General features: G+C 47.5%; 16 protein-coding genes and 1 tRNA gene. 13 read left to right on the top strand and 4 right to left on the bottom strand.

The features are described 5' to 3' along the window. Positions 1-58 precede the first annotated feature (58 nt). Positions 59-1669: a carbohydrate-binding domain-containing protein gene (locus GK108_RS07225; RefSeq protein ID WP_163945011.1), complete on the top strand. Its 1611-nt coding sequence runs from the start codon at positions 59-61 to the stop codon at positions 1667-1669. 308 nt (positions 1670-1977) lie between these two features. Further along, positions 1978-2448, top strand: a complete 471-nt coding sequence (locus GK108_RS07220; protein ID WP_163945007.1) for a response regulator — start codon at positions 1978-1980, stop codon at positions 2446-2448. Positions 2449-2705: 257 nt separating this feature from the next. On the opposite strand, the gene GK108_RS07215 is transcribed toward GK108_RS07220, so the two are convergent. Further along, positions 2706-2790: transfer RNA gene (locus GK108_RS07215), tRNA-Ser, on the bottom strand. Positions 2791-2967: 177 nt separating this feature from the next. Between GK108_RS07215 and purL the strand changes: the two genes are divergently transcribed. Then, on the top strand, positions 2968-5196 hold the full coding sequence (gene purL / locus GK108_RS07210) for a phosphoribosylformylglycinamidine synthase subunit PurL (protein ID WP_163945002.1): 2229 nt from the start codon (positions 2968-2970) through the stop codon (positions 5194-5196). 15 nt (positions 5197-5211) lie between these two features. Further along, on the top strand, positions 5212-5769 hold the full coding sequence (locus GK108_RS07205; protein ID WP_163944999.1) for a D-sedoheptulose-7-phosphate isomerase: 558 nt from the start codon (positions 5212-5214) through the stop codon (positions 5767-5769). A 78-nt stretch (positions 5770-5847) separates the two neighbouring features. Here the strand turns inward: GK108_RS07205 and GK108_RS07200 are convergent, their stop codons facing one another. The 3 genes from GK108_RS07200 to GK108_RS07190 all read right to left on the bottom strand — a co-directional run bounded on the left by GK108_RS07200 (position 5848) and on the right by GK108_RS07190 (position 9674). Further along, on the bottom strand, positions 5848-6558 hold the full coding sequence (locus tag GK108_RS07200; protein WP_163944996.1) for a sulfite oxidase-like oxidoreductase: 711 nt from the start codon (positions 6556-6558) through the stop codon (positions 5848-5850). 42 nt (positions 6559-6600) lie between these two features. Next, positions 6601-7674, bottom strand: a complete 1074-nt coding sequence (gene pheA / locus GK108_RS07195) for a prephenate dehydratase (protein ID WP_163944992.1) — start codon at positions 7672-7674, stop codon at positions 6601-6603. A 101-nt stretch (positions 7675-7775) separates the two neighbouring features. After that, positions 7776-9674, bottom strand: a complete 1899-nt coding sequence (locus GK108_RS07190; protein WP_163944990.1) for a DNA topoisomerase IV subunit B — start codon at positions 9672-9674, stop codon at positions 7776-7778. Between the two features lie 250 nt (positions 9675-9924). On the opposite strand from GK108_RS07190, the gene GK108_RS07185 reads away from it, so the two are divergent. From GK108_RS07185 to GK108_RS07145, 9 genes are all read left to right on the top strand, one after another. Continuing rightward, positions 9925-12492, top strand: coding sequence for a polysaccharide biosynthesis/export family protein (locus GK108_RS07185; RefSeq protein ID WP_163944988.1), 2568 nt, complete (start codon positions 9925-9927; stop codon positions 12490-12492). Positions 12493-12505: 13 nt separating this feature from the next. Beyond that, complete coding sequence (locus GK108_RS07180; RefSeq protein WP_163944986.1) at positions 12506-13618, top strand: hypothetical protein; 1113 nt, start codon at positions 12506-12508, stop codon at positions 13616-13618. 67 nt (positions 13619-13685) lie between these two features. Further along, positions 13686-14525, top strand: a complete 840-nt coding sequence (locus GK108_RS07175; RefSeq protein ID WP_163944984.1) for an ABC transporter permease — start codon at positions 13686-13688, stop codon at positions 14523-14525. 90 nt (positions 14526-14615) lie between these two features. Further along, entirely contained in the window at positions 14616-15872 is a 1257-nt protein-coding gene (locus tag GK108_RS07170) for an ABC transporter ATP-binding protein (protein WP_163944982.1), read from the top strand. A 73-nt stretch (positions 15873-15945) separates the two neighbouring features. After that, a complete protein-coding gene (locus tag GK108_RS07165; RefSeq protein WP_163944980.1) occupies positions 15946-17040 on the top strand; it encodes a DegT/DnrJ/EryC1/StrS family aminotransferase in 1095 nt (364 codons plus the stop codon). 41 nt (positions 17041-17081) lie between these two features. Further along, entirely contained in the window at positions 17082-19148 is a 2067-nt protein-coding gene (locus GK108_RS07160) for an ArnT family glycosyltransferase (protein ID WP_163944977.1), read from the top strand. A gap of 47 nt (positions 19149-19195) precedes the next feature. After that, positions 19196-19894 (top strand): WbqC family protein, encoded by a 699-nt coding sequence (locus GK108_RS07155; RefSeq protein ID WP_163944974.1) that lies wholly within the window; start codon positions 19196-19198, stop codon positions 19892-19894. 70 nt (positions 19895-19964) lie between these two features. Beyond that, positions 19965-20618, top strand: coding sequence for an acetyltransferase (locus tag GK108_RS07150; RefSeq protein WP_163944971.1), 654 nt, complete (start codon positions 19965-19967; stop codon positions 20616-20618). A gap of 112 nt (positions 20619-20730) precedes the next feature. Beyond that, entirely contained in the window at positions 20731-21864 is a 1134-nt protein-coding gene (locus GK108_RS07145; RefSeq protein ID WP_246224738.1) for a glycosyltransferase family 4 protein, read from the top strand. The last annotated feature ends 75 nt before the right edge of the window (positions 21865-21939 follow it).

Genomic DNA, 21939 nt, shown 5'->3' with positions numbered 1-21939 from the left:
TTCTACCCTTTGCGGGCGTACCGAGGTATAGATACTTTACTCTATTCCAGATACCAATATGACATACAGTGAATGTTCAGTAAATGGATTTATAAGCCGCCTGGCCCATAAACTCCCAAAACGCCTGGCCACGTTCGTAGCGCTCAGTCTAATAGCGACTAGCTTGCTTAGCTCCTGCTCCAAAGAAAGTGATGATATAGCCGCCGACGGCGGAACCACTACTCCCGGCAGCACAACAGGCACTATTTCGACTGGTTCTGTCGTCATCGACAGCGTTAGTACAACATCCAGCGCAAAAGAGGGTAATACCGATACGGCCGCTAACACGGAAGACCTGTTGGCTAATTCAACCTTTTCGTCTACCGTAACCATCACGTTTGGTAGTACGATCAGCATCACGAATCCGTTATCGGGCGGAGGAGTAACAATTACAGAATCGAACGGCGATGTCGTCATCAATTCGACAGCGTCGGCCGTTGAGTACGTATTGACGGGTACAACAACCAACGGTTCGGTGAAAATCTATAGCGACAAAAAATTCAAACTCACTCTAAATGGGGTCAATATCACCAATATCGATGGGCCGGCTATCAACATCCAGTCCAGCAAACGTGCCTTTGTGGTATTAACCGACAACACAACCAATACGTTAACCGACGGCACTACGTATACCGCTTCTGGCACTGAGGATATGAAAGCGACGTTCTTTAGCGAGGGGCAGCTCATTTTCAGCGGTAATGGCTCGCTTAGTCTAAAAGGCAACTACAAACACGCCATCTGTAGCGACGACTACGTCCGCATTATCAGCGGCAACATAACCATAACCAGTGCCGCTTCTGACGGTATTCATACCAACGATGCATTTATTGCTGACGGCGGCTCTATTACGATGACAACCTCGGGCGATGGCATTCAGTGTGAAGAAGGCTATATCGTGATCAACAATGGTACATTTACCATCAACGTTGCCGACAAAGGAATTGCGGCTACGTATGATACCGACACAACCATAGACCCGTATCTGACCATCAATGGGGGTACGATCAACGTAACGTCGAGTGCTGGTGAAGGCATTGAAAGTAAAAGTGTGATGACAATCAACAACGGGACAATCATTACCAAAACAGCCGATGATGGATTGAATGCCGGTACGTTCATTTACATCAACGGCGGCACCATCTACGCCTATAGTACGTCGAATGACGCGATTGACTCGAACGGCAAGATTACCGTTACGGGCGGAAAAGTTATAGCCGTAGGGGCTGGCAACCCGGAAGGTTCGTTCGACTGCGACCGAAATACGTTTAAAGTTACCGGCGGAATTCTGGTTGGAATTGCCGGTAATACGAGCAGTCCGACAGCCAGCGTCAGTACGCAGCCATCCGTTATACTAGGCAGTGGCACGGCAAACCAGCTGATTCATATTCAATCCAATGATGGTGCCGAAGCTCTTACGTTCCTGATTCCCAAAGCTTATAATACGATGTTGTTTTCCAGCCCTAAACTGAAAAGCAATCAAACCTACAAAGTATATACGGGTGGAAACGTATCGAACGGAACAGCTATCAATGGCCTGTACACCAGCGGTACGTATTCGCCCGGCACTCAGGGCACTACGTTTACTACCAGCAGCATGGTAACCAAGGTGGGTGGCAGTACCGGACCGTAGTGTACGTCTTCATTACCTACTCTATACATACGGCCGGAATTCAGCGCGATTCCGGCCGTACCTATTATAGTCGCTACGCTGGTCGGCATCAGTCGGGTGGCTAGGCTTTTTATACGCTTAGATCGGCTCCCAACATTGCTGCTAAATACAAACGAGCCGAAAATTAATTTATTCAGTTTACGCGTTAACTACCTAACTCATAAGTCGAAGCAAAGCCAAAGAGTACTTACTAGCCGGTTATTCAATAAACTTTTTTCACAAAAGCCGTAATCTGTTGTTTCTTTGTTAATAAACTAATTCTTCTGCTCATGTTATATACGGGACAACTAAGCCAAGACGAGTTTCCCATCCTGCTGGTAGAAGACGATTCTACGACTGCTGACATTATGCAACGGGTTTCTAAAACAGCGTTTCCAGAAGCCCAGTTTATTCATAAAACCAGTTTCAAAGAAGCTACAGACTTCTATTACAACATTGATGGTGCCTGGCCTAAGCTAATCGTTTTAGATATTTATTTACTCGGCTACGAAACGGGCCTACAGTTTCTGGAGTTCATCAAAGATCAGCCTTTAGGCAGCCTGATTCCGGTTATTGTGCTCTCGGGCAGTCAATCGAGCAAAGATATCGACGATGCTTATATGCTCGGCGCTGCCAGCTATTTAAGCAAACCAGCGGAATTAGCCGAATGGAAAAACCTATTAACCTCCATCCGAACGTATTGGAATAGCACGGTTTTACCCGATTCCCCTTTCAACTTCGATCAATTGAGTCCAAATTGATCCTACGCAGGTGGGTATGCAACCTGAACGCTTGTACAATACGTAACTGCGATTCTTCACCACACCTCAAACAAGCCCTTGTTGCTTGTGTACTACGTAGTACATAAGCTGGTTTCAGCGAGAGCAATGCTCTGTACTACCTCATTGGAGCTACACCTAAAAGCGAATTGGGCGACAAAATACCATTTAACAAAAAATGCCCCAACTATAAAGCTGGGGCATTTTTTGTTAACCAGTAAGCTAGTAATTTGCTTTCGCAGAGAGAGAGGGATTCGAACCCCCGGACCTGTTACAGTCTTCGGTTTTCAAGACCGACGCAATCGACCACTCTGCCATCTCTCTTTCTGGGTGCAAATATACGAGCGTTTTGAGATTTGTCAACCCTCCCACAGCCATTTTCCGCTAAAAAAACGTAATTTTGGGCAATCATTTCAATGAGCGAAAGAACAGACGAGTTGTTCGAAACATCTAATCCACTGATAGTCACCAGCTCTGTTATTTTTTCGCTTTTTCGCCAAAATGGACGCTACTGAATCACTCCCCACGCTCGAAACAGCCCGTAAGTTAGGATTACTACCTGACGAGTTTGATCGCATCAACCAAATTCTGGGTCGTCGGCCAAATTTTACTGAGTTAAGTATTTTCTCCGTAATGTGGTCAGAACATTGTTCCTACAAGAACTCAATTGTCTGGCTGAAAACCCTGCCGCGCGATTCGGATCGAATGCTCGCTAAAGCGGGAGAAGAAAACGCCGGACTGGTCGATATCGGCGGTGGTCTGGCCTGCTCGTTCAAAATTGAATCGCATAACCACCCATCCGCTCTGGAACCTTATCAGGGAGCCGCAACGGGTGTAGGTGGTATCAACCGCGATATCTTTACCATGGGAGCCCGCCCCATTGCGCAGTTAAACTCACTACGTTTCGGTAGTCTGGAACTGGCCAAAACGAAGCGGTTGCTACGTGGAGTAGTCAAAGGAATTGGCGATTACGGTAATGCATTCGGAATTCCTACTGTTGGTGGTGAAGTTTATTTCGATGAGTGCTACAATACCAATCCGCTCGTCAATGCGTTCTCGGCGGGCATTGTAGAAGTGAATAAAGTAGCTAAAGCCACTTCCTACGGCGTTGGTAACCCTGTATTTATTGTTGGATCAGCAACGGGCAAAGACGGTATTCACGGCGCTACGTTTGCATCGGAAGATATCTCAGCCGCTTCTACCGACAAGTTGCCTGCCGTACAGGTTGGCGACCCATTCATGGAGAAGCTACTGCTGGAAGCAACCCTCGAAATTATTGCTACGGGTTACGTTATTGGTATTCAGGACATGGGCGCTGCCGGCATTATCTGCTCTACGTCCGAAATGAGTGCCAAGGGCGAACACGGTATGATTATCGACCTTGATAAGGTGCCAACCCGTCAGCCTAATATGGCTCCTTTCGAGATTTTACTCTCTGAATCGCAGGAGCGTATGCTGGTTGTGATTGAGAAAGGTAAAGAAGATGTTATTCAGGCCATTTTTGATAAGTGGGATCTGAACTGCGCACAAATTGGCGAAGTAACCGATACCCAGCGTCTTCACTTCTATCGCTACGGCGAACTGGTAGCCGATGTTCCAGCTTATGACCTTGTATTAGGTGGTGGCGCTCCACAATATCACCGCGAATACAGCGAACCAGCCTACATTCAGGAATTTGCCAAATTCGATGCATCCGATGTCGATGATATCGAAAAAGAAGAGATTAAAGAAGTAGCTACGCATCTGCTTTCTCATCCGAACATTTGCTCCCGCAAGTGGATTTACGAGCAGTACGATTCGATGGTTGGAACCGCCAACCGCAGCACAAACGCTCCCTCCGATGCAGCCGTAGTACGGGTAAAAGGCACGGATAAGTCGATTGTGATTACCGTCGATTGTAACAGCCGCTACGTTAATGCAAACCCACGCCAGGGAGCTATGATTGCCGTGGCTGAAGCCTGCCGTAACATTGTTTGTACCGGTGGCGAACCCTTGGCCGTAACCAATAACCTGAACTTCGGTAATCCATACGTACCGGAAGTATACTGGCAGTTTGTGGAAGCCGTTCAGGGCATGGGCGAAGCCTGCCGTCGGTTCAGCACGCCGGTTACGGGTGGTAATGTGAGCTTCTACAACCAGAGTTCCGATGATGGTCCGGTTTTCCCAACCCCAACGATCGGTATGCTGGGACTGATGGAAGACCCAGCTCACCGGATGACACTCGATTTCAAGAATGAAGACGATCTGATTTATCTGGTTGGCCAATCGACGAATGATATCGCGTCTTCTGAATATCTCTATTCGTTCCGTGGCATTAAGGCTTCTCCTGCTCCATTCTTCGACTTTGATTCGGAATGGCGCGTTCAGGAAGCGATCAAAACATCGATCCGTAATGGCTGGCTCAATTCAGCCCACGATCTGTCGGACGGTGGTTTGTTTGTTACGTTGGCCGAGTCAGCTATGGCTGGCAACAAAGGTTTCCAGATCCTGACGGACGATCGGTACCGGGCCGATGCCTTCCTCTTTGGCGAAAGCCAGAGCCGGGTTGTTGTAACGGTTTTGCCCGAACACCAGAAACAATTCGAAGCCTATCTGGAAGATACGATTCTACCATTCCGCTTTTTAGGAACCGTTACGGCCGATTCGTTTGTCATCGATAATGCGAGTATCCTGACTCTTTCCGAATCGCACGCATTATATGACAATGCGTTGGGTAAAATTATGGCCTGATCAACTTATTTCCCTATGAATAAGGCCTATTTTGAAGCGTATCTGGAACGGCAGAAAGCCGCCTATGATGCCATCCCTATCGATCAGGTTGAATACATTATTAACCTGATCAAAACGTGCTGGCAGGAAGATCGTCAGCTATTTGCCTTCGGTAATGGAGGTAGTGCGTCGAACGTATCACACTTTATTACGGATCTTGGCAAAAGTGCATCGGATCGGATGGGAAAGCGTTTTCGTTGTATGTCGCTGAACGAAAGTATTTCCTGGATAACCGCGCTGGGCAATGATTATGCGTATGAAGACGTGTACGTACAGCAATTACACAACTACGCACAACCCGGCGATCTGGTATTAACGCTCAGCGTTAGCGGAAACTCCCCGAACGTAGTGAAAGCTGTTCAGTGGGCCAAAGATCATGGCTTAACCACGATAGCGCTCGTTGGCGGTAAAGGTGGTCGTCTGGCCTCCGTTGCCGACGAAGTGATTATTGTGCAGGATGAACACTACGGGCGAGTTGAAGATGCACAGATGACGATCTGCCACATGCTCTGCTACGGCTTCATTGAGTCTTAAAAAGAAACGAGCCGCAACTGTTACGTTGCAGCTCGTCTTTATCAACAGGCATCCAGTCGATAACGGCTGGATGCTTTTTTATGAATAGCGATCATTACGCCAGGGGTAGGCCGTATTCGAGTACCCTCTCTCCTCCCAAAAACCAAGTTGATTTTTTGTCAGAAATTCAATTCGTTTGATCCACTTCGAGCCTTTCCAGGCGTATAGTTGTGGAGTTATCATACGTAACGGGCCGCCATGTTCACGAGTTAATGGCTCTCCGTCGGCCGTATGCACCAGTAATACGTCGGGTTTCAGGGCTTCTTCGAGCGATACGTTCGTTGAATAGCCATCATAGCCGTAACACATAATATGTGTTGCACTCCCCTTTGGATCAACCAAAGCAGCCAAATCCATGAAGCGTACACCAACCCAAGGAACATTTAAACGGGACCACGTAGTAACACAGTGAAAATCGCTTGTGTCTTCCACCTGCGGCAATGCCATCAGGTCTTCCCACTTTAAACGTACTGGATGGTTTACTTCACCATCGATATGTAGCTGCCATTTATCGAGCGGAATACTCGGCTGATAGCCCAGATCCAGCACTGGCCATTTGGTTGTAACGGTCTGCCCAACAGGAACCGTTGGCATACCATGACGATTTGGCGGACCAGAACCCCGAGGTTTCTCATCGACCATCGATGGAGTTTGCGCCATCTTCTCTTCGAACCGACGCTTTAACTTCATTCGGGCTTCAACAATTCGATCTAATTTATCTGGTCCTTCAGATTGTGTGTTCGCTTCCATAGATGCACGATTTTTAGGAGAACAGTAAATACAAGGCTATAGTTACTCCACCTGCACGTAGCTACCCAATACTTTCACTTCGGCACCGTGCTTTTTAAGAATCTCCTGTAAATGCGGTTCATTGACATGGCCTTCGCATTCAATCAAAAACCAGTAGCGGAACGTAGCGCCATCGCGTAGTGGGCGGCTCTCAATTTTGGTCAAATTGATGTTCTGCGCATCAAACTCCTGCAGGAATTTAGCCAATACCCCCGGCGACTCCGTATTGGCCAGTTTGGCGATAATTGACGTTTTGTCGTTTCCGCTGGGTTGGTTTTTAAAGTCTTTTGCCAGAATCAGAAATCGCGTGCGGTTCAGATCACTGTCTTCGATATTGTCGAACAGGATGGGCACATCGAATAATTTGGCGGCAATATGGGAGCAGATAGCGGCTGTATGGGGGTGCTGAGCGGCCAGCTTAGCAGCTTTTGATGTCGATTCGACCGGCACCATCTCAGCCTGCAACCCGTCAAACGAATCACTCAGAAACCGACTACATTGTCGAAAAGCAATATCCTTCGAATAGATATGTGTGATATCGGCCAGATTTTCGCTTTGGGTAGCAAACGTAAAGTGGACCGGAATCTTCACCTCAGCAGCTATCGACAGGTCTTTCTCCAGCAAGAGATCGATAGCCTCTTCCACAATACCTTCCTGGTTATTTTCGATTGGTATTACCCCGAACCGAACCCGGCCCGTTTCAACGCTCTCAAACACCGACCGAATCGTTGGCAGAGCCACGTAATTACTCATAGCACCAAACCGACTCTCGGCGGCCTGATGCGTAAAACTTCCTTCAGGCCCTAAAAAGGCAACCCGCTCGGGTAATTCCAGATTACGAGATACCGCAAAGATTTCCAGAAAAATTGCTTCGATGGCCGCCCGATTCATTAACCCATTATTCTGGTTGTGTAAGCGGTCAATGATTTGCTTTTCGCGTTCGGGTCGATAGATAACGGCGTTGGTTGAGCGTTTCAGCTCACCTACTTTACGCACAAGCTCCATTCGCTGATTTAATAACGTCAGGAGTTGGTCGTCGAGCGAGTCGATTTCACTACGTAGGGATTCGAGAGTCATTGTAAAAAGTCTTCAGTTTCAGTTTTCGGCAGGTCACCGTGAATACTGGCTTACAAATGACCCACTGAAAACTGAGAACTCAAAGACCGAAAACCTAAAATTTACACTAACGCAGCCTCGTCAATATCTTTTTCAATGCGCAGATTATCGATAATAAAGCGCTGACGATCTGGTGTGTTTTTACCCATGTAGTAGCCAAGCAGCTTAGAAACGGATGTTTCTTTCTCCATAATCACGGGTTCCAGGCGCATATTTTCGCCGATGAACAAGCCGAATTCTTCCGGAGAAATCTCACCCAACCCTTTAAATCGGGTTATTTCCACCTTTTTACCGCCTTTAGTCAGACGGTCGATAGCTCCCAGCTTTTCTTCATCAGAGTAGCAATACGTGGTTTCTTTATGGTTTTTTGGATTTCGCACCCGGAAGAGCGGAGTTTCCAGAATATACAGATGGCCGTTACGGACCAGATCGGGGAAAAATTGCAGAAAAAACGTCAGCATCAGCAGACGAATGTGCATACCGTCGACATCGGCATCCGTCGCAATAACGATCCGGTTATAGCGTAGTCCATCCAGACCATCTTCAATATCGAGGGCGTGCTGAAGCAGGTTAAACTCTTCATTTTCGTAAACTACCTTCTTGGTTAGTCCAAAGCAGTTTAGTGGCTTTCCCCGCAAACTAAACACGGCCTGAGTCTGAACGTTACGTGACTTCGTAATTGATCCGCTGGCCGAATCCCCTTCCGTAATAAAAAGCGTAGTCTGGTAGCGATCCTCAGCTTTCGGATCGGGCAAATGATTTCGGCAGTCGCGAAGTTTTTTGTTATGAAGGCTCGCTTTTTTGGCACGATCGTTGGCCAGTTTTTTAATACCGGCGAGTTCTTTCCGCTCACGTTCCGATTGCTCGATACGTTTCTTTAGCGCATCGCGCACGGCCGGATTCATGTGCAGAAAATCGTCCAGCCGTTCTTTGACGAAATCTTTAACGAACGAGTTCACCGACTGCGCATTCGGCTCCGGCGACATGTTAAGAGAACCAAGCTTTGTTTTGGTCTGCGATTCAAAAACCGGCTCCTGAACGCGAATGCTGATTGCGGCTATGATGGACGCCCGTACGTCGGCTACTTCATAGTTCTTATCGAAATGTTTACGGATCGTTTCTACAACGGCTTCGCGCAAAGCCTGAAGATGAGTACCGCCCTGCGTAGTATACTGCCCATTGACGAAGGAATAATATTCTTCACCATACTGGTTGCCGTGCGTCATGGCTACTTCCAGATCGTGTCCTTTGAGATGAATGATTGGATATCGTAACGACTCTTCATCTTTTTTGGTCTTGTCCCGAAGCAAATCGAGCAGACCATTTTGCGATACGTATTTCTGGCGGTTGAACGTAATGGTTAAGCCAGCATTCAGGTAGCAGTAATTCCAGATCATATTTTCCAGAAACTGCGGAATGAAATGAAAATGCTTAAAAACACTATCGTCGGGCTCAAAGCAAATCAACGTACCATTCCGTTCATTGGTTGTTTCTTCGCCCTGGTTTTTGAGTTCTCCCCGTTCGAATTCCGCCCAGACGGTACGGCCTTCCCGGAACGCCTGCACGCGAAAATAGGTCGACAACGCGTTAACGGCTTTAGTACCAACGCCATTCAGACCGACCGATTTCTGGAAAGCACCGGAGTCATATTTTCCACCGGTATTAATTTTGGATACGACTTCGACCACTTTCCCGAGTGGAATACCACGGCCATAGTCGCGAACTTCAACCCGATGATCCGTAACACGTACATCAATATTTTTCCCAAAACCCATTACGTGCTCGTCGATACAGTTATCGATGGTTTCCTTAATAAGAACGTAGATACCATCATCGGCGGCCGATCCGTCACCGAGTTTGCCAATATACATACCCGGTCTTAAGCGGATATGTTCGCGCCAGTCAAGGGAGCGAATACTATCTTCGTTGTACTGTACGGGCTGATTTGCCTGTTCTGCCATAGACGGTTGATCAGTAATTTAAATCCGGACAATCGGTTTTTTTAACCGAGGCCCTAACTAAGACATTAGAAAAATTATACCTATACGAAGTTCGTCAGGAAAAATTTCCGCATAGTAAGAAATCTTCATAATCCGGCAAAAGTTCATTTACTTTGCTGGCTAAACTAAGAAACGTACTACGCAATCGATTATATCGTTTCCTAAAAGCCCACATACATCGTCAGCCAGTAGTATTCGACTTCTTAAAAATATGCAAAAAAACCGAAATAATCACCACTTCGTGTTAAAATATTTTAAAGGAATTTCGCGCCATTTCACACACCAGATGGGTGCCAGCCTGGCGGTAATTTGTTTAGGTCTGAGCTCATTTACAACTCAGGCTCAGGTTGCTCCTGCCGCTACACCGGCAGGTACCTCTACATCAGGAGCCGCTAAAGGCGCGGCATTACCCGCTGGTGTTAATGTCAATAACTTACCCGCCAACGTTCGTCAGCAAATACAGGCAACGCAGTCTGGCTCTACGGTCCCCGGACGAACCAACTCTCAATCCACCATAAATGCCAATCCTAACGGCAGAACGGTTAATGGAGAGTTATCGGAAATTGACACAACGGGCACGCCAAAATCAGGCACAGCCGTTATTGAAGATGGCTACGAAAAAGCCCGACTGGCCGAAAAAGAAGAGAAGCTGAGAAAAATATTTGGCTACGCAATCTTCAATGATCCAAACAATAAGGGAATTTCTCAGCCCAATAACAATATTGCTACGCCCCGAAATTACATTATCGGGCCAGGTGATCAGCTAAATATTCGACTGTTTGGCTACTCAGAGGCTGATTTCAGTCAGACCGTTTCGCCGGAAGGCTCCATTTACTTTGCCAATCAAACCGGTATAGGCCCGGTGTCACTTCTGGGCTTGACCGTTGAACAGGCCAAAGCCCGGATTGTTCAACGGTTAGCCACAAAATTTGTCGGCCTCCGCAATTCCTCGTACGGCCCGGTCAATACATTTTTGGAGGTATCGCTCGGCAATATACGTAGCATTCGAGTTACGGTAACCGGTGATGCCATACGCCCTGGCACCTATACGATGTCGTCTCTATCGACCGTTCTGAATGCTATTTATCTGGCTGGTGGCCCCAACGAACTGGGTTCGTACCGGAAGGTTCAGTTGATACGTAACAACAAAGTAGCTGCCACACTGGACTTGTATGATTATCTCCTGAATGGCACCCAACGTAACGATTTCCGCCTACAGGACAACGACAACATCCGGTTTACGACCTATATCAGTCGTGTCGAAATCATTGGAACCGTAAAACGTAACAACATTTTCGAGATGTTGCCTGGCGAAACGTTTGACCGTCTGCTGTTTTACGCCGGTGATTTTGCCGCTAACGCCTATAAAGGCCGCGTAAAAGTTACTCGCTTAACGGATCGGGAAATAAAAGTAATGGATGTTACGGCTCCTGAATTTAAAACGTTTGTCATGCAGGATGGCGACGTAGCAACAGTAGAGCAATTGCTGGATCGTTTCGAAAACCAGGTAACCATTGAGGGAGCTGTTTACCGCCCTGGTCAGTATTCACTGGATCAAAATAAAACACTGACCCAACTTGTCAAGTCGGCTGAAGGGCTGATGGGTGACGCCTTCCAGGGACGAGTTAATATTGTTCGTACCCGGGAAGACTTGGCCATGGAAAATATTACCGTCAATCTGGGTAATATTCTGGCCGGTACTGATCCCGACGTACCACTTCAGCGTGAAGATCAGATTATTATTACGTCTCGTTTTGACCTGGTAGAACAAGCCGCTATTTCGGTTCAGGGCGAAGTGAATAAACCGGTAGAAGGTATTCCGTATTTGGCCAATATGACGCTGGAAGATGCTTTATTGAAAGCGGGCGGCATGAAAGAGTCGGCAGCTGCATCGCTGGTTGAAGTGGTTCGTCGGAAACGCGATGTTGACCCCCGGTCGGCATCGGCCCAAATAGCCGAAACATTCCGCTTCAATGTGAATCGCGATCTATCAATCGGCAATGATCAGAACAAATTCGTGCTGGAGCCTTTCGATCAGGTTATTGTGCGCAAATCGCCCAACTATCTGGTGCAAACCTACGCCAATGTAGAGGGCGAAGTTATTGTGCCAGGTGCTTACCCAATACGTAGCAAAGACCAGAAGGTTTCTGACCTGATTGGTCTGGCCGGTGGCTTAACCCCCCAGGCTTACGTAGAAGGCGCTACATTGATTCGGCGCGTCAAACTAAGTCCGGACGAATTGGAACGACGCCAGAAGTCAGTTGATGACCTGGCGGAAGCGACATCTACCGGAAAAGCCGTTGTTGAAGCCGAAACATTAAGCGCCGACAAACCTGAATCAATTGGCATTAACCTCAAGAAAATTATTGCGAGACCCGGCTCTACGGAGGATATTCTCGTTCAGGAAGGCGATATTCTGCGTATTCCAAAATTACTGGAAACAGTACGTATTCAGGGAGAGGTTCTGTTACCAACAACCGTGAAATTCCGCACGGGCCAGACATTCCAGGACTATATTTCTCAGTCGGGTGGTTTTACCTCTAAATCACAGCGGAGAAAATCGTTTGTCGTGTATGCCAATGGTTCTGTAGACCGGACACGGAAGTTTATGTTCTTCAATGTGTATCCACGGATCGAACCTGGATCTGAAGTGATCGTACCTAAGAAGACTTCAACTCCTTTAACGCCACAGCAGATTCTTAGCTCAACCGCCGGTACGATCTCTTCACTACTTTCGGTGATCGGTCTGGTTATCGCCCTAAGCAGAGTCGGAAACTAAATTTATTCAGGACATGAACTCGACGAACCTGACACCATCAGACCCAAATAATACGACTCCCCGAGTGTTACCCCCTGATCAGATTTCGCCAAAATCGGTCGTGCTACGTATAGCCAAACTAAAAGACGTAGCAAAACGGAACTGGAAGCTATTGCTCATTTTCGTGGCCATTGGCGGTATAATAGGTTTTATTTATGACATTACCCATAAAAAAGAGCCTGTATACACCGCAACAATGACCTTCAACCTCGGAGGGGGTAGCACAGGAAACAGCTTTGGTGAGCTGGGTTCTCTAGCCAGTGCGTTTGGTTTGGGCCAGGGCGCGTCCGATGCGAATATTTTTGCCGGTGAAAACTTTCTGATTTACGCCAAGTCGCGCCCCGTGGTTGAAAAAACACTCATGAAAACCGTAAAAATTCATGGGCGTGACACACTGCTGGTCGACTACTATATTCGTCATAGCGGCATCCTTAACGAAGACTGGGAAGATAGCGATACATTACAATCCTTTTCGTTCTCCAAGAGCAAAACGCCGGAAGAATATACGAAGCTGGAACAGATTGCCATGTCGCAGATTTATACGCGGATCAAAGGCGAAATGACGGTTAGCCAGCCCGAGCGTAAATCATCGTTCATGGAGCTACGTTGCGGGATGCAGGATGAAATGCTGGCGGCTACGTTTATCGAAAATCACTTAACAACCATTGAGCAGGATTATCGGCAGAAGCAGACCAAGAAAACGAGTGAAATGTATGATATGCTCAAGAGCAGAGCTGACTCTATTGCCCGACTGTTGTCTGGTACGGAAAGCCGACTTGCTCAGTATATGGACCAGAACCAGCAGGTTGTGGTCGCACAGGGGCAAATCAATCAGACTAAACTAACCCGTAATTCGTCGTTCCTCAGCACCATCTATTTCCAGGCGCTGCAAAGCGCCGACAATATGCGCCTGTCGCTGATTCGGGAAGCTCCTTTGTTTACTATTATCGAACCCGTAATTCTGCCTTTGTACAAAGAGATCATTACCCCCGTGGGCATGCAGGCAGGCATTGCATTGGGATTGATTCTGGCTTTAATCGTTATATTTTTGCGAGAAACCTACCGGTCTGTTATGCGGGAAGGGTAAGCAGGTGGCTTTTATCCATTAGAGCATTAGGCTTTTATTCAGCTCGATCAGCCACTACGTATCAACAATGAAAACACACGAAGTACTTATTGAACCAGGTCGCTCTGAGCGGCATTATTGGCGCGACTTATGGCGCAACCGTGAGCTACTTTATATTTTATCGATGCGCGACGTATCGGTACGGTATAAACAAACCGCTCTCGGAGCCGCCTGGGGACTGATTCGACCACTCACAACCATGCTGATCATGGTGTTTGTGTTTAGCAAGATTGCCAAACTACCACCAGATCCGGGTATTCCCTACCCGCTAATGGTGCTTGGTGGTATTACGGTATGGACGTTCTTTTCCACGTCGTTTACGCAAATAAGTACTAGTGTTACGTTGAACTCGAACCTGGTTACTAAAGTGTATTTCCCACGGCTAATTATGCCCATCAGCTCAATAGCCGTGAGCTTTCTCGACTTTTTAGTATCGCTGGGTTTATTCATTATTCTGGCAATCTGGTATCAGTTTGTACCCGACTGGCATCTGCTTTTATTACCTGCGTTTATTATATTAGCCCTGTTAGGGTCATTCGCCTTTGGGTTATTTTTTGCCGTAGTCAATGTTAAGTTCCGGGATATTGGTCAGTTGATTCCCTTTATAGTACAGGTAGGCTTCTACGCCTGTCCAATCGCCTACAGTAGCCGCCTTGTAGCCGATAAAGGGGATGAATGGTGGACGCCTTTTTACTGGGCTAATCCAATGGTAGGTATTATCGACGGGTTTCGCTGGGCTCTTCTGGGAGAAAAAGCGTACTTTAATCTGCAAAGCCTGCTCTTATCCGTTGTTATCGTTGGCGTATGTTTATTTTTGTCAATTTACTTCTTTCGTAAACGCGAAAACACATTTGTTGACGACATTTAGGTTGTTTTGGTTGTGCTGTATAGCAGCCTTCTGATAAGCGATCAGTGAGTGTCATCCACTATCATTAACGAGCGATACCGCAGCATAGCTATGTCCGTTATTACTGTCGAAAATATAAGTAAGCAATACATTATTGACCACCAGAAAGGCAAGGGTAGCAACACGCTGCGTGACGTGCTCGCGGAAAATTGGAGGCAATTTTTTGGTGGCAAGAAAGACGGCAATACGCCTACGCGCGAAGAGTTCTGGGCCCTTCGCGATGTGAGTTTTTCTATTGAGCAGGGCGATCGGGTCGGTATTGTTGGTCACAATGGGGCGGGTAAGTCAACGCTGCTGAAAATTCTCAGCAAGATCATTGAGCCTACTTCGGGTTCGGTTCGGATTCGTGGCCGTGTAGCCTCATTGCTGGAGGTTGGAACAGGCTTTCACCCTGAACTGACGGGCCGTGAAAATATATTCTTGAACGGCTCTTTATTAGGGATGAGCCGTGGCGAAATTCGCGAACAATTCGACGCAATTGTTGCTTTCGCCGGTGTCGAAAAATTCCTTGATACGCCGGTAAAACGATATTCATCAGGAATGTATGTTCGGTTGGGTTTTGCCATTTCGGCGCACCTCAACCCCGAAATCTTGATCGTCGACGAAGTGCTGGCCGTGGGCGACGCCGAATTCCAGAAGAAAAGTCTGGGAAAAATGCGCGATAACGCAGCCAACGGCCGTACCATTCTTTTTGTTAGCCATAACTTAACAGCGGTTCAGGCCTTATGCAACAAAACGCTGTATTTCGAGAAAGGTCAGTTGATCGAGCAGGGCGAAACGAATCAGGTTATCGCTTCGTATCTGAGTAAAGTCTCAAAAACCCGGCTACTACGCCAATGGGATACGCCCGAAGAAGCGCCCGGAAACGACCTCGTTCGGGTTAAACGTATTGAATTGATCCCGGACTATCAGGATGACCTGACGCATATCGACGTTCGCACACCGATGAAATTCCGGTTCGAATTCTGGAACATGATGGATCGGGCCAACCTGAATCTGTCGATGCACCTCAATTCAATGACAGGCGAATGCATATTCAATGTAGGCACACGCTCTCAACCATACGGCAAAGGGCTTATTGCTGGTGAATGTACCATTCCTGGCTTTTTCCTGAACGATGGTTCCTACACGATTTCCATTATGATCGTTAAAGATACCGTTACTCCTCTATACGTTATGGAAGAAGGCATTACCTTTGACGTAGAGGATTATCGGGAAGGGATTGCCTGGTACGGTAAATGGCCGGGCTACGTTCGCCCGCAGTTTCCATTCGAAATGGGCATGCTGGAACCAGCCTCTCTGGAATGAGTTAGCAAGCACACAACGTGTCGTGTCGGTATTTCGGCCTATCGAATTACTTCGTCCAACACTTTTCTAGACAATGATTAACGTAACAAAATCATATTTACCAGACCTGGAGGAATATACCAATTACCTGAAAGGTATCTGGGAGCGCGTGCATTTAACCAACGACGGCCCTCTTCTACGGGAGCTGGAAAGTCAGATGAAAGAGTTTCTGGGCGTAAAACACCTGAAATTCTGCACCAACGGTACCATTGTGCTGCAAATGGCGCTCAAAGCGCTGGACATTACCAAGGAAGTCATTACGACTCCTTTTTCCTACGTAGCAACCACAAATGCGCTGCTTTGGGAAGGCTGCACGCCCGTTTTTGCCGACATCAATCCCGACGACTTTAACGTCGATCCGGACAAAATTGAGGCTCTGATTACCGAAAATACGCAAGCCATCATGGCTACGCACGTGTATGGGAATGCCTGCCAGATCGAAAAAATACAGGCTATTGCCGACAAGCATAATCTGAAAGTTATTTACGATGCAGCCCATACATTTGGGGCATCCTATAATGGCCAATCGATTTTAAGCTACGGCGATGTCAGTACATGCAGTTTTCACGCTACCAAGGTTTTTCATACCGTAGAAGGTGGGTGCATAGTTACGAACGACGACGCTCTGGCCGAAAAACTTCATTTCTATCGCTCGTTTGGTCACCGTAACGACGATTATTACAGCATCGGTATCAACGCTAAGAACTCGGAATTCCACGCGGCTATGGGTTTGTGCCTGTTGCCTAAGGTTGGCGACCTCATTGCGGCTCGTAAACAGGTTTTTGAGTGGTACGCTACGTATCTGAACTTCGATAAAATCACCCGCCCATCGTTAACGCCGGGTGTTGATTATAACTACGCCTACTATCCTATCGTCTTCGATTCGGAAGCAGCCCTGCTACGTGTCATGGATGCGTTGAAAGCGCAGGAGATTTTACCACGTCGTTACTTCTATCCTTCACTCAATACATTACACTTTGTGAAGGATGCTCAGTCCTGCCCAATTTCTGAAGATATTGCTCTCCGCGTGCTGTGTCTCCCCCTCTACCCCGATTTACCAAAATCAGACGTAGAACGTATTGCGGCTATTGTAAACGAAGCCATAGCCATAGAAAGTGAGCCCGTATAATGAACTGACTGGCCTATTTCGTCAATCTTTCATTAGCAGTCATGACTATTTTTTATCTTCTTTCACTACTCTTATTTGTCATTTATCTGGGACGGCTCTCGGCTCGTATTTGCCGGAAGTCGCTGGTTGAATGGCTATTGACTACGTTTCTGCTGGGTGCCGGCAGTGTAATCCTGACGGGTTTCATTTTGTCGGCGCTCTACCAGACAGCCAACGCCCCCGTTTGGGCGGGCTCCGTATTTATTACGGCTACCATCCTGGGTCAGCTCATTCGACGGCTCGTTCCTGAACAACAGCGTTTTTCGGTTTCACTGCTCATACGGCAACGACGAAAGACGTTCGGACGATGGTTCCGTAGTCTATCGCCATTTCCCAAATTTTTGTTCTCAAGCCTTTTTATTACGATTGCTATCATCGCGATTACGAACGTATTGATCGTTCTTTTCACCGTTCCGAACGAATGGGATAGCATGACAGGCCACCTGAATCGCGTGATGCAGTACATCCAGCGGGGTTCTATGCGCCATTTCGGCGGAACCAACTGGAACATCGATACGTACCCAAAAAGTGTCTGTACGTTGCAGATATACGGGTTTCTAATGACAGGACACATTGAGAATGGGTTTAAATTCATTCATCATCTCAGCTATTGGGTGGCTATAATCGCCGTTTTTGGCATTGTGCAACGAATCGGATCAGGTCGACCGGAACATACGGCTTTATCAGCCAGCTTCTTTGCGGCACTTGCCTATGCGCTATTGCCTGATTTTCTGATGCAGGCTATTACAACGGAAACCGATATTGTCTTGACAGCTTACTTAAGCGTATTGCTGTACATGCTGTTTACCTACCACCAGACTAACGATTCGCGTTATCTGTGGCTGGCAGGCATGGCTTTCGGTATCGCATTTGGCCATAAGATCACCTTCGCTCTGTTGTTACCTTCGGTGTTTGTCGTTATGGTTTACACCGTGTTTTTGTCGCCGTCGTTGGCCATTACGTTCAACAGAACCTGGCGCCTGGCATTGGCTATTATGGTGGGAGTTGGCCTTTGGACGTTGCCCACTGGCTATCTTAAAAATATCGAAGTGTTCGGCCACCCGATTGGTCCGCCTACCGCCCTGAAACATCAGTCAGTAGAACGAGCCGGTTCTTTTAGTAATTTGCTGGAGCAGGGTAGCCGGAATGTTGTTCGCTATGGCTACGATCATATTAACCTGGACGGTATTAGAAATGTCAAAGTTGGAGCGGACATCAATCACGCCATGCGTCAGCCGCTGGTCGTCCTGGAAGATAAACTACACTTACGGCTCGACGAAGAAACCGATTTTTCCATTCAGCCGTTTGCGTTCGACCGCAAATTTGTCTTCTACAATGCCAATCCATACTGGGGCATATTGGGTTTTGGACTAGCACTTCCGTTGCTGCTTCTGGTGCTGGTAGGATACATCCGTTCAACTCCCCACATCTTTCTGGGGTTGGCTCTATTACTCCATTTCGCAGCTCTGTCCTATTCTGCCCCTTACGATCCATTCAAAGGGCGCTATTTTATTGAAACCGGCTTATTCGGCATTACGTTTCTGGCGCTTGTCTTTCTACATCCACGGACAACGGTTGAGGTCCCCGGACGTAGCATCTGGAAAAGCTACGTTGGCGTCGTAACCGTCTTAGGCTGCCTTTCTGCCTTACTCTGTGTCTTCCTGAATACCCGTGCGTTGCCATTTGCCTGGACGGCTCCTGATGGAAAATCATTTCCTTCGGCGTTCCATTCGAATCGAATTCAGCAAATGACGCTAGGTCGACCGGATATTTATGTTCCTTATAAGCGATTCGAAGAACTAGTTCCTGAAAACGCTACGGTTGCGTTGGGCACGATTAATGATGACTATGAGTACCCGCTTTACGGCCCGCATCTATCTCGTCGCTTAATAACGATTAACCCGTTTGAACAGGGCGTTCAACCCATTCCGGCGAATGCAGACTATTTATTTTTCGCAAAAAGCGTCATCAAACCGCAGCCGGGCGACATTCGTCTGGGTACTGACACCACCATGCGCAACGCTGTGATCGTACCGGGCGAAGACTATTACCTGCGAAAACTGAAATAAGTAGTACCTAAAATTCATTAACTGGCAACAATAAATCCGAAAACCTCATGACTATAGCCATCATGCAGCCTTATTTCCTCCCGTATATTGGCTATATGCAGCTCATGAGTGCGGTGGACAAGTTCATTCTGTACGACGACGTTGCCTTCATTAATCGGGGATGGATTAACCGTAACCGATTACTAATCAACGGGCAGGAGCATCTGTTTACGATTCCGCTGAAAGACGCCAGTCAAAATAAGCTGATCAATGAAGTTCATCTGGCCGATGATCCCAAATGGCGCAGCAAGCTGCTGAAGACAATCGATCAGGGTTACCGGAAAGCGCCATATTACGGAACGGTAATGCCGCTCACGGAAAAAATCATCAACTTTACCACCGACTCAATTGCCGAACTGATTCACGCCAGTCTGGTTGAGCTTAATCAATATCTAGGTTTAACAACCCAGTTGATAGCCTCCTCTTCGATTTACAACAATACCCATTTAAAGGCACAGGAGCGTATTTTGGCTATTTGCCAACAGGAAAAAGCATCGCATTACATTAATCCGATTGGCGGTATCGAATTATACAACAAATCAACGTTTGTGGAGGCTGGTATTAACTTAAGCTTCATCCAATCGAAGCGCGTAATGTATCCGCAGTTCAAAAATGAATTTATTCCCTGGCTGTCCATTTTAGACGTATTGATGTTCAACGACGTACCGGACGTTCGAAAATTGTTAGAAGAGTACGAATTAGTTTAAGGACGACTATAACTTGCGTACGAGTGGACACGTATTGACGATCATTCCCCACTCATTCGCCCTTTCACTCATGGCAAAAGTTATCATTTTTGGTGTGATGGACACCGCCGAACTGGCCCATTTCTATCTCACCCACGATTCAGAACATGACGTAGCAGCCTTTACGGTAAGCCGCGAATACTTGACGGGAACCGAGTTTAAAGGGTTGCCACTGGTAGCCTTCGAAGACGTAGAAACAGTCTTTTCGCCACAGGAATACAAGTTTTTCGCGCCCATGACGGGTCGAGGTATGAACCGCAACCGCGAACGGATTTATCTGGAAGCCAAAGCGAAAGGATATGAATTCATTTCATATGTCAGTTCAAAGGCCACGTTATTTGGCAACAGCATTGGCGAAAATTGCTTCATTCTGGAAGATAATACCATACAGCCATTCACCACTATTGGCAACAACGTAGTGCTCTGGAGCGGCAACCACATCGGTCATCACGGACAAATTAAAGATCACGTCTTCTTTACATCGCACGTGGTGATGTCGGGCCACTGCGTCATTGAGCCATATTGCTTCTTTGGTGTTAACAGTACCATCCGTGATTTTCTGCATATTGCCCAGGGAACGCTCGTCGGGATGGCTTCGGCCATTTATAAAAATACCGATGAATGGGGTGTTTACATCGGCAACCCGGCCAAAAAACTACCTACCCCCAGCCACGAAACGTATTAACTCTCTGGCTTGTGGTATTGGCTTCTGCTACGTATCACAAGCCAAAAATTGGTAACACCATCTGAAAAAGATACTTTTTATCGGCCACGATGCCAACCGAGCCGGAGCGCAATTGGTTCTACTGAACCTGATGCGTCATATAAAGGCTGAAGGCTTTCAAGTGCATTTGCTATTGGGTGAAGGCGGCCCGCTCCTGGATGAATATCGTTCCGTAGCACCCGTTACGCTCTGGCCAGCTTCCGGCAAGCACGTGGTCAATGCGCTGGCCGATATGGTGCTGGGCAAACTAGGCCAATGGGAGCGTTTTTACCAACGACAGCTTCTGCAACAACAAAAAGTTGTCCGGGCTCAGTTAGCACTCGACTCATTCGATCTGGTGTTTGTGAACACGGTCATGAGCAGCCGCTGGTTCAGCCTGTTGGGCGTTCCAGAAAAAACGCCGGTTATTACGTTTGTTCACGAGCTGGATATGTCGGTCCGTCTGTATACGCGCCCCGATCAGCTCGCTCACCTGCTTCAACGTAGCAACCATATTCTGGCCGTATCGAAAGCAACGGCCCGTTATTACGAACAGCAACACGGCGTCGATCTTAAACGTGTTACGTTGTTCACGCTAATCGATACGCCCTCCCTGGAACGTAACGTGCAACACGCTAAAAGCCAGCCCGACATATACAGGCAGCTAGGGCTGCCGGAAAACGCGTTAATTGTGGGTGGCTGCGGCAATGCCGAGTGGCGTAAAGGCAATGATCTTTTTATTACGTTAGCTCGTCAGGTTATAGGACGGGCACCAGGTCAACCTATTCACTTCGTGTGGGTAGGCATACCACCAAGCTCCTTACATGACGATCTTTCGCTGGATATTCGCAAAGCAGGGCTCAGCGAACGTGTTCATTTAATTGCACCAACACCCGATGTGTTACGGTACATGAGCCGCTTCGATGTGTTTGTGTTGTGTTCTCGCGAAGACCCTTATCCGCTGGTTGTCTTTGAAGCGGGCTTAAGTGGCGTTCCTGTTGTTTGTTTTGATGGCGCCGGTGGTGCCCCTGAGTTGGTCGAAGCCGATGGCGGTTTCGTTGTGCCTTATCTGGACCTGGATGCAATGAGTTCCCAAACGCTTCAGTTATTACAAAACCCGGATTTGCGGCAGCAAATGGGGAAACGGCTCAGTCAGAAAATCATGGAACGGCATCCCGCCCAACAAAGCGTAGAAACTATTGTAACTTTGTTTCACCAATTCACCTGATTGGCCTAGTCGTTACCAGCCGGTAAACGCCCTTCATATTAATAAAAACGTCTGGATGTCAAAGGTTCCTTCCGG

Origin of the sequence: Spirosoma terrae (assembly GCF_010435915.1) — a bacterium.
Lineage (GTDB): Bacteria > Bacteroidota > Bacteroidia > Cytophagales > Spirosomataceae > Spirosoma > Spirosoma terrae.
This window is presented reverse-complemented; position numbering and strand designations above follow the sequence as displayed.

Coding starts and splice junctions, on each gene's coding strand:
- GK108_RS07165 (WP_163944980.1), top strand. CDS start 15,946: ATGATTAACGTAACAAAATCATATTTACCAGACCTGGAGGAATATACC.
- GK108_RS07190 (WP_163944990.1), bottom strand. CDS start 9,674: ATGGCAGAACAGGCAAATCAGCCCGTACAGTACAACGAAGATAGTATT.
- GK108_RS07170 (WP_163944982.1), top strand. CDS start 14,616: ATGTCCGTTATTACTGTCGAAAATATAAGTAAGCAATACATTATTGAC.
- GK108_RS07200 (WP_163944996.1), bottom strand. CDS start 6,558: ATGGAAGCGAACACACAATCTGAAGGACCAGATAAATTAGATCGAATT.
- GK108_RS07220 (WP_163945007.1), top strand. CDS start 1,978: ATGTTATATACGGGACAACTAAGCCAAGACGAGTTTCCCATCCTGCTG.
- pheA (WP_163944992.1), bottom strand. CDS start 7,674: ATGACTCTCGAATCCCTACGTAGTGAAATCGACTCGCTCGACGACCAA.
- GK108_RS07205 (WP_163944999.1), top strand. CDS start 5,212: ATGAATAAGGCCTATTTTGAAGCGTATCTGGAACGGCAGAAAGCCGCC.
- GK108_RS07155 (WP_163944974.1), top strand. CDS start 19,196: ATGACTATAGCCATCATGCAGCCTTATTTCCTCCCGTATATTGGCTAT.
- GK108_RS07160 (WP_163944977.1), top strand. CDS start 17,082: ATGACTATTTTTTATCTTCTTTCACTACTCTTATTTGTCATTTATCTG.
- GK108_RS07150 (WP_163944971.1), top strand. CDS start 19,965: ATGGCAAAAGTTATCATTTTTGGTGTGATGGACACCGCCGAACTGGCC.
- GK108_RS07185 (WP_163944988.1), top strand. CDS start 9,925: ATGCAAAAAAACCGAAATAATCACCACTTCGTGTTAAAATATTTTAAA.
- GK108_RS07225 (WP_163945011.1), top strand. CDS start 59: ATGACATACAGTGAATGTTCAGTAAATGGATTTATAAGCCGCCTGGCC.
- purL (WP_163945002.1), top strand. CDS start 2,968: ATGGACGCTACTGAATCACTCCCCACGCTCGAAACAGCCCGTAAGTTA.
- GK108_RS07175 (WP_163944984.1), top strand. CDS start 13,686: ATGAAAACACACGAAGTACTTATTGAACCAGGTCGCTCTGAGCGGCAT.
- GK108_RS07180 (WP_163944986.1), top strand. CDS start 12,506: ATGAACTCGACGAACCTGACACCATCAGACCCAAATAATACGACTCCC.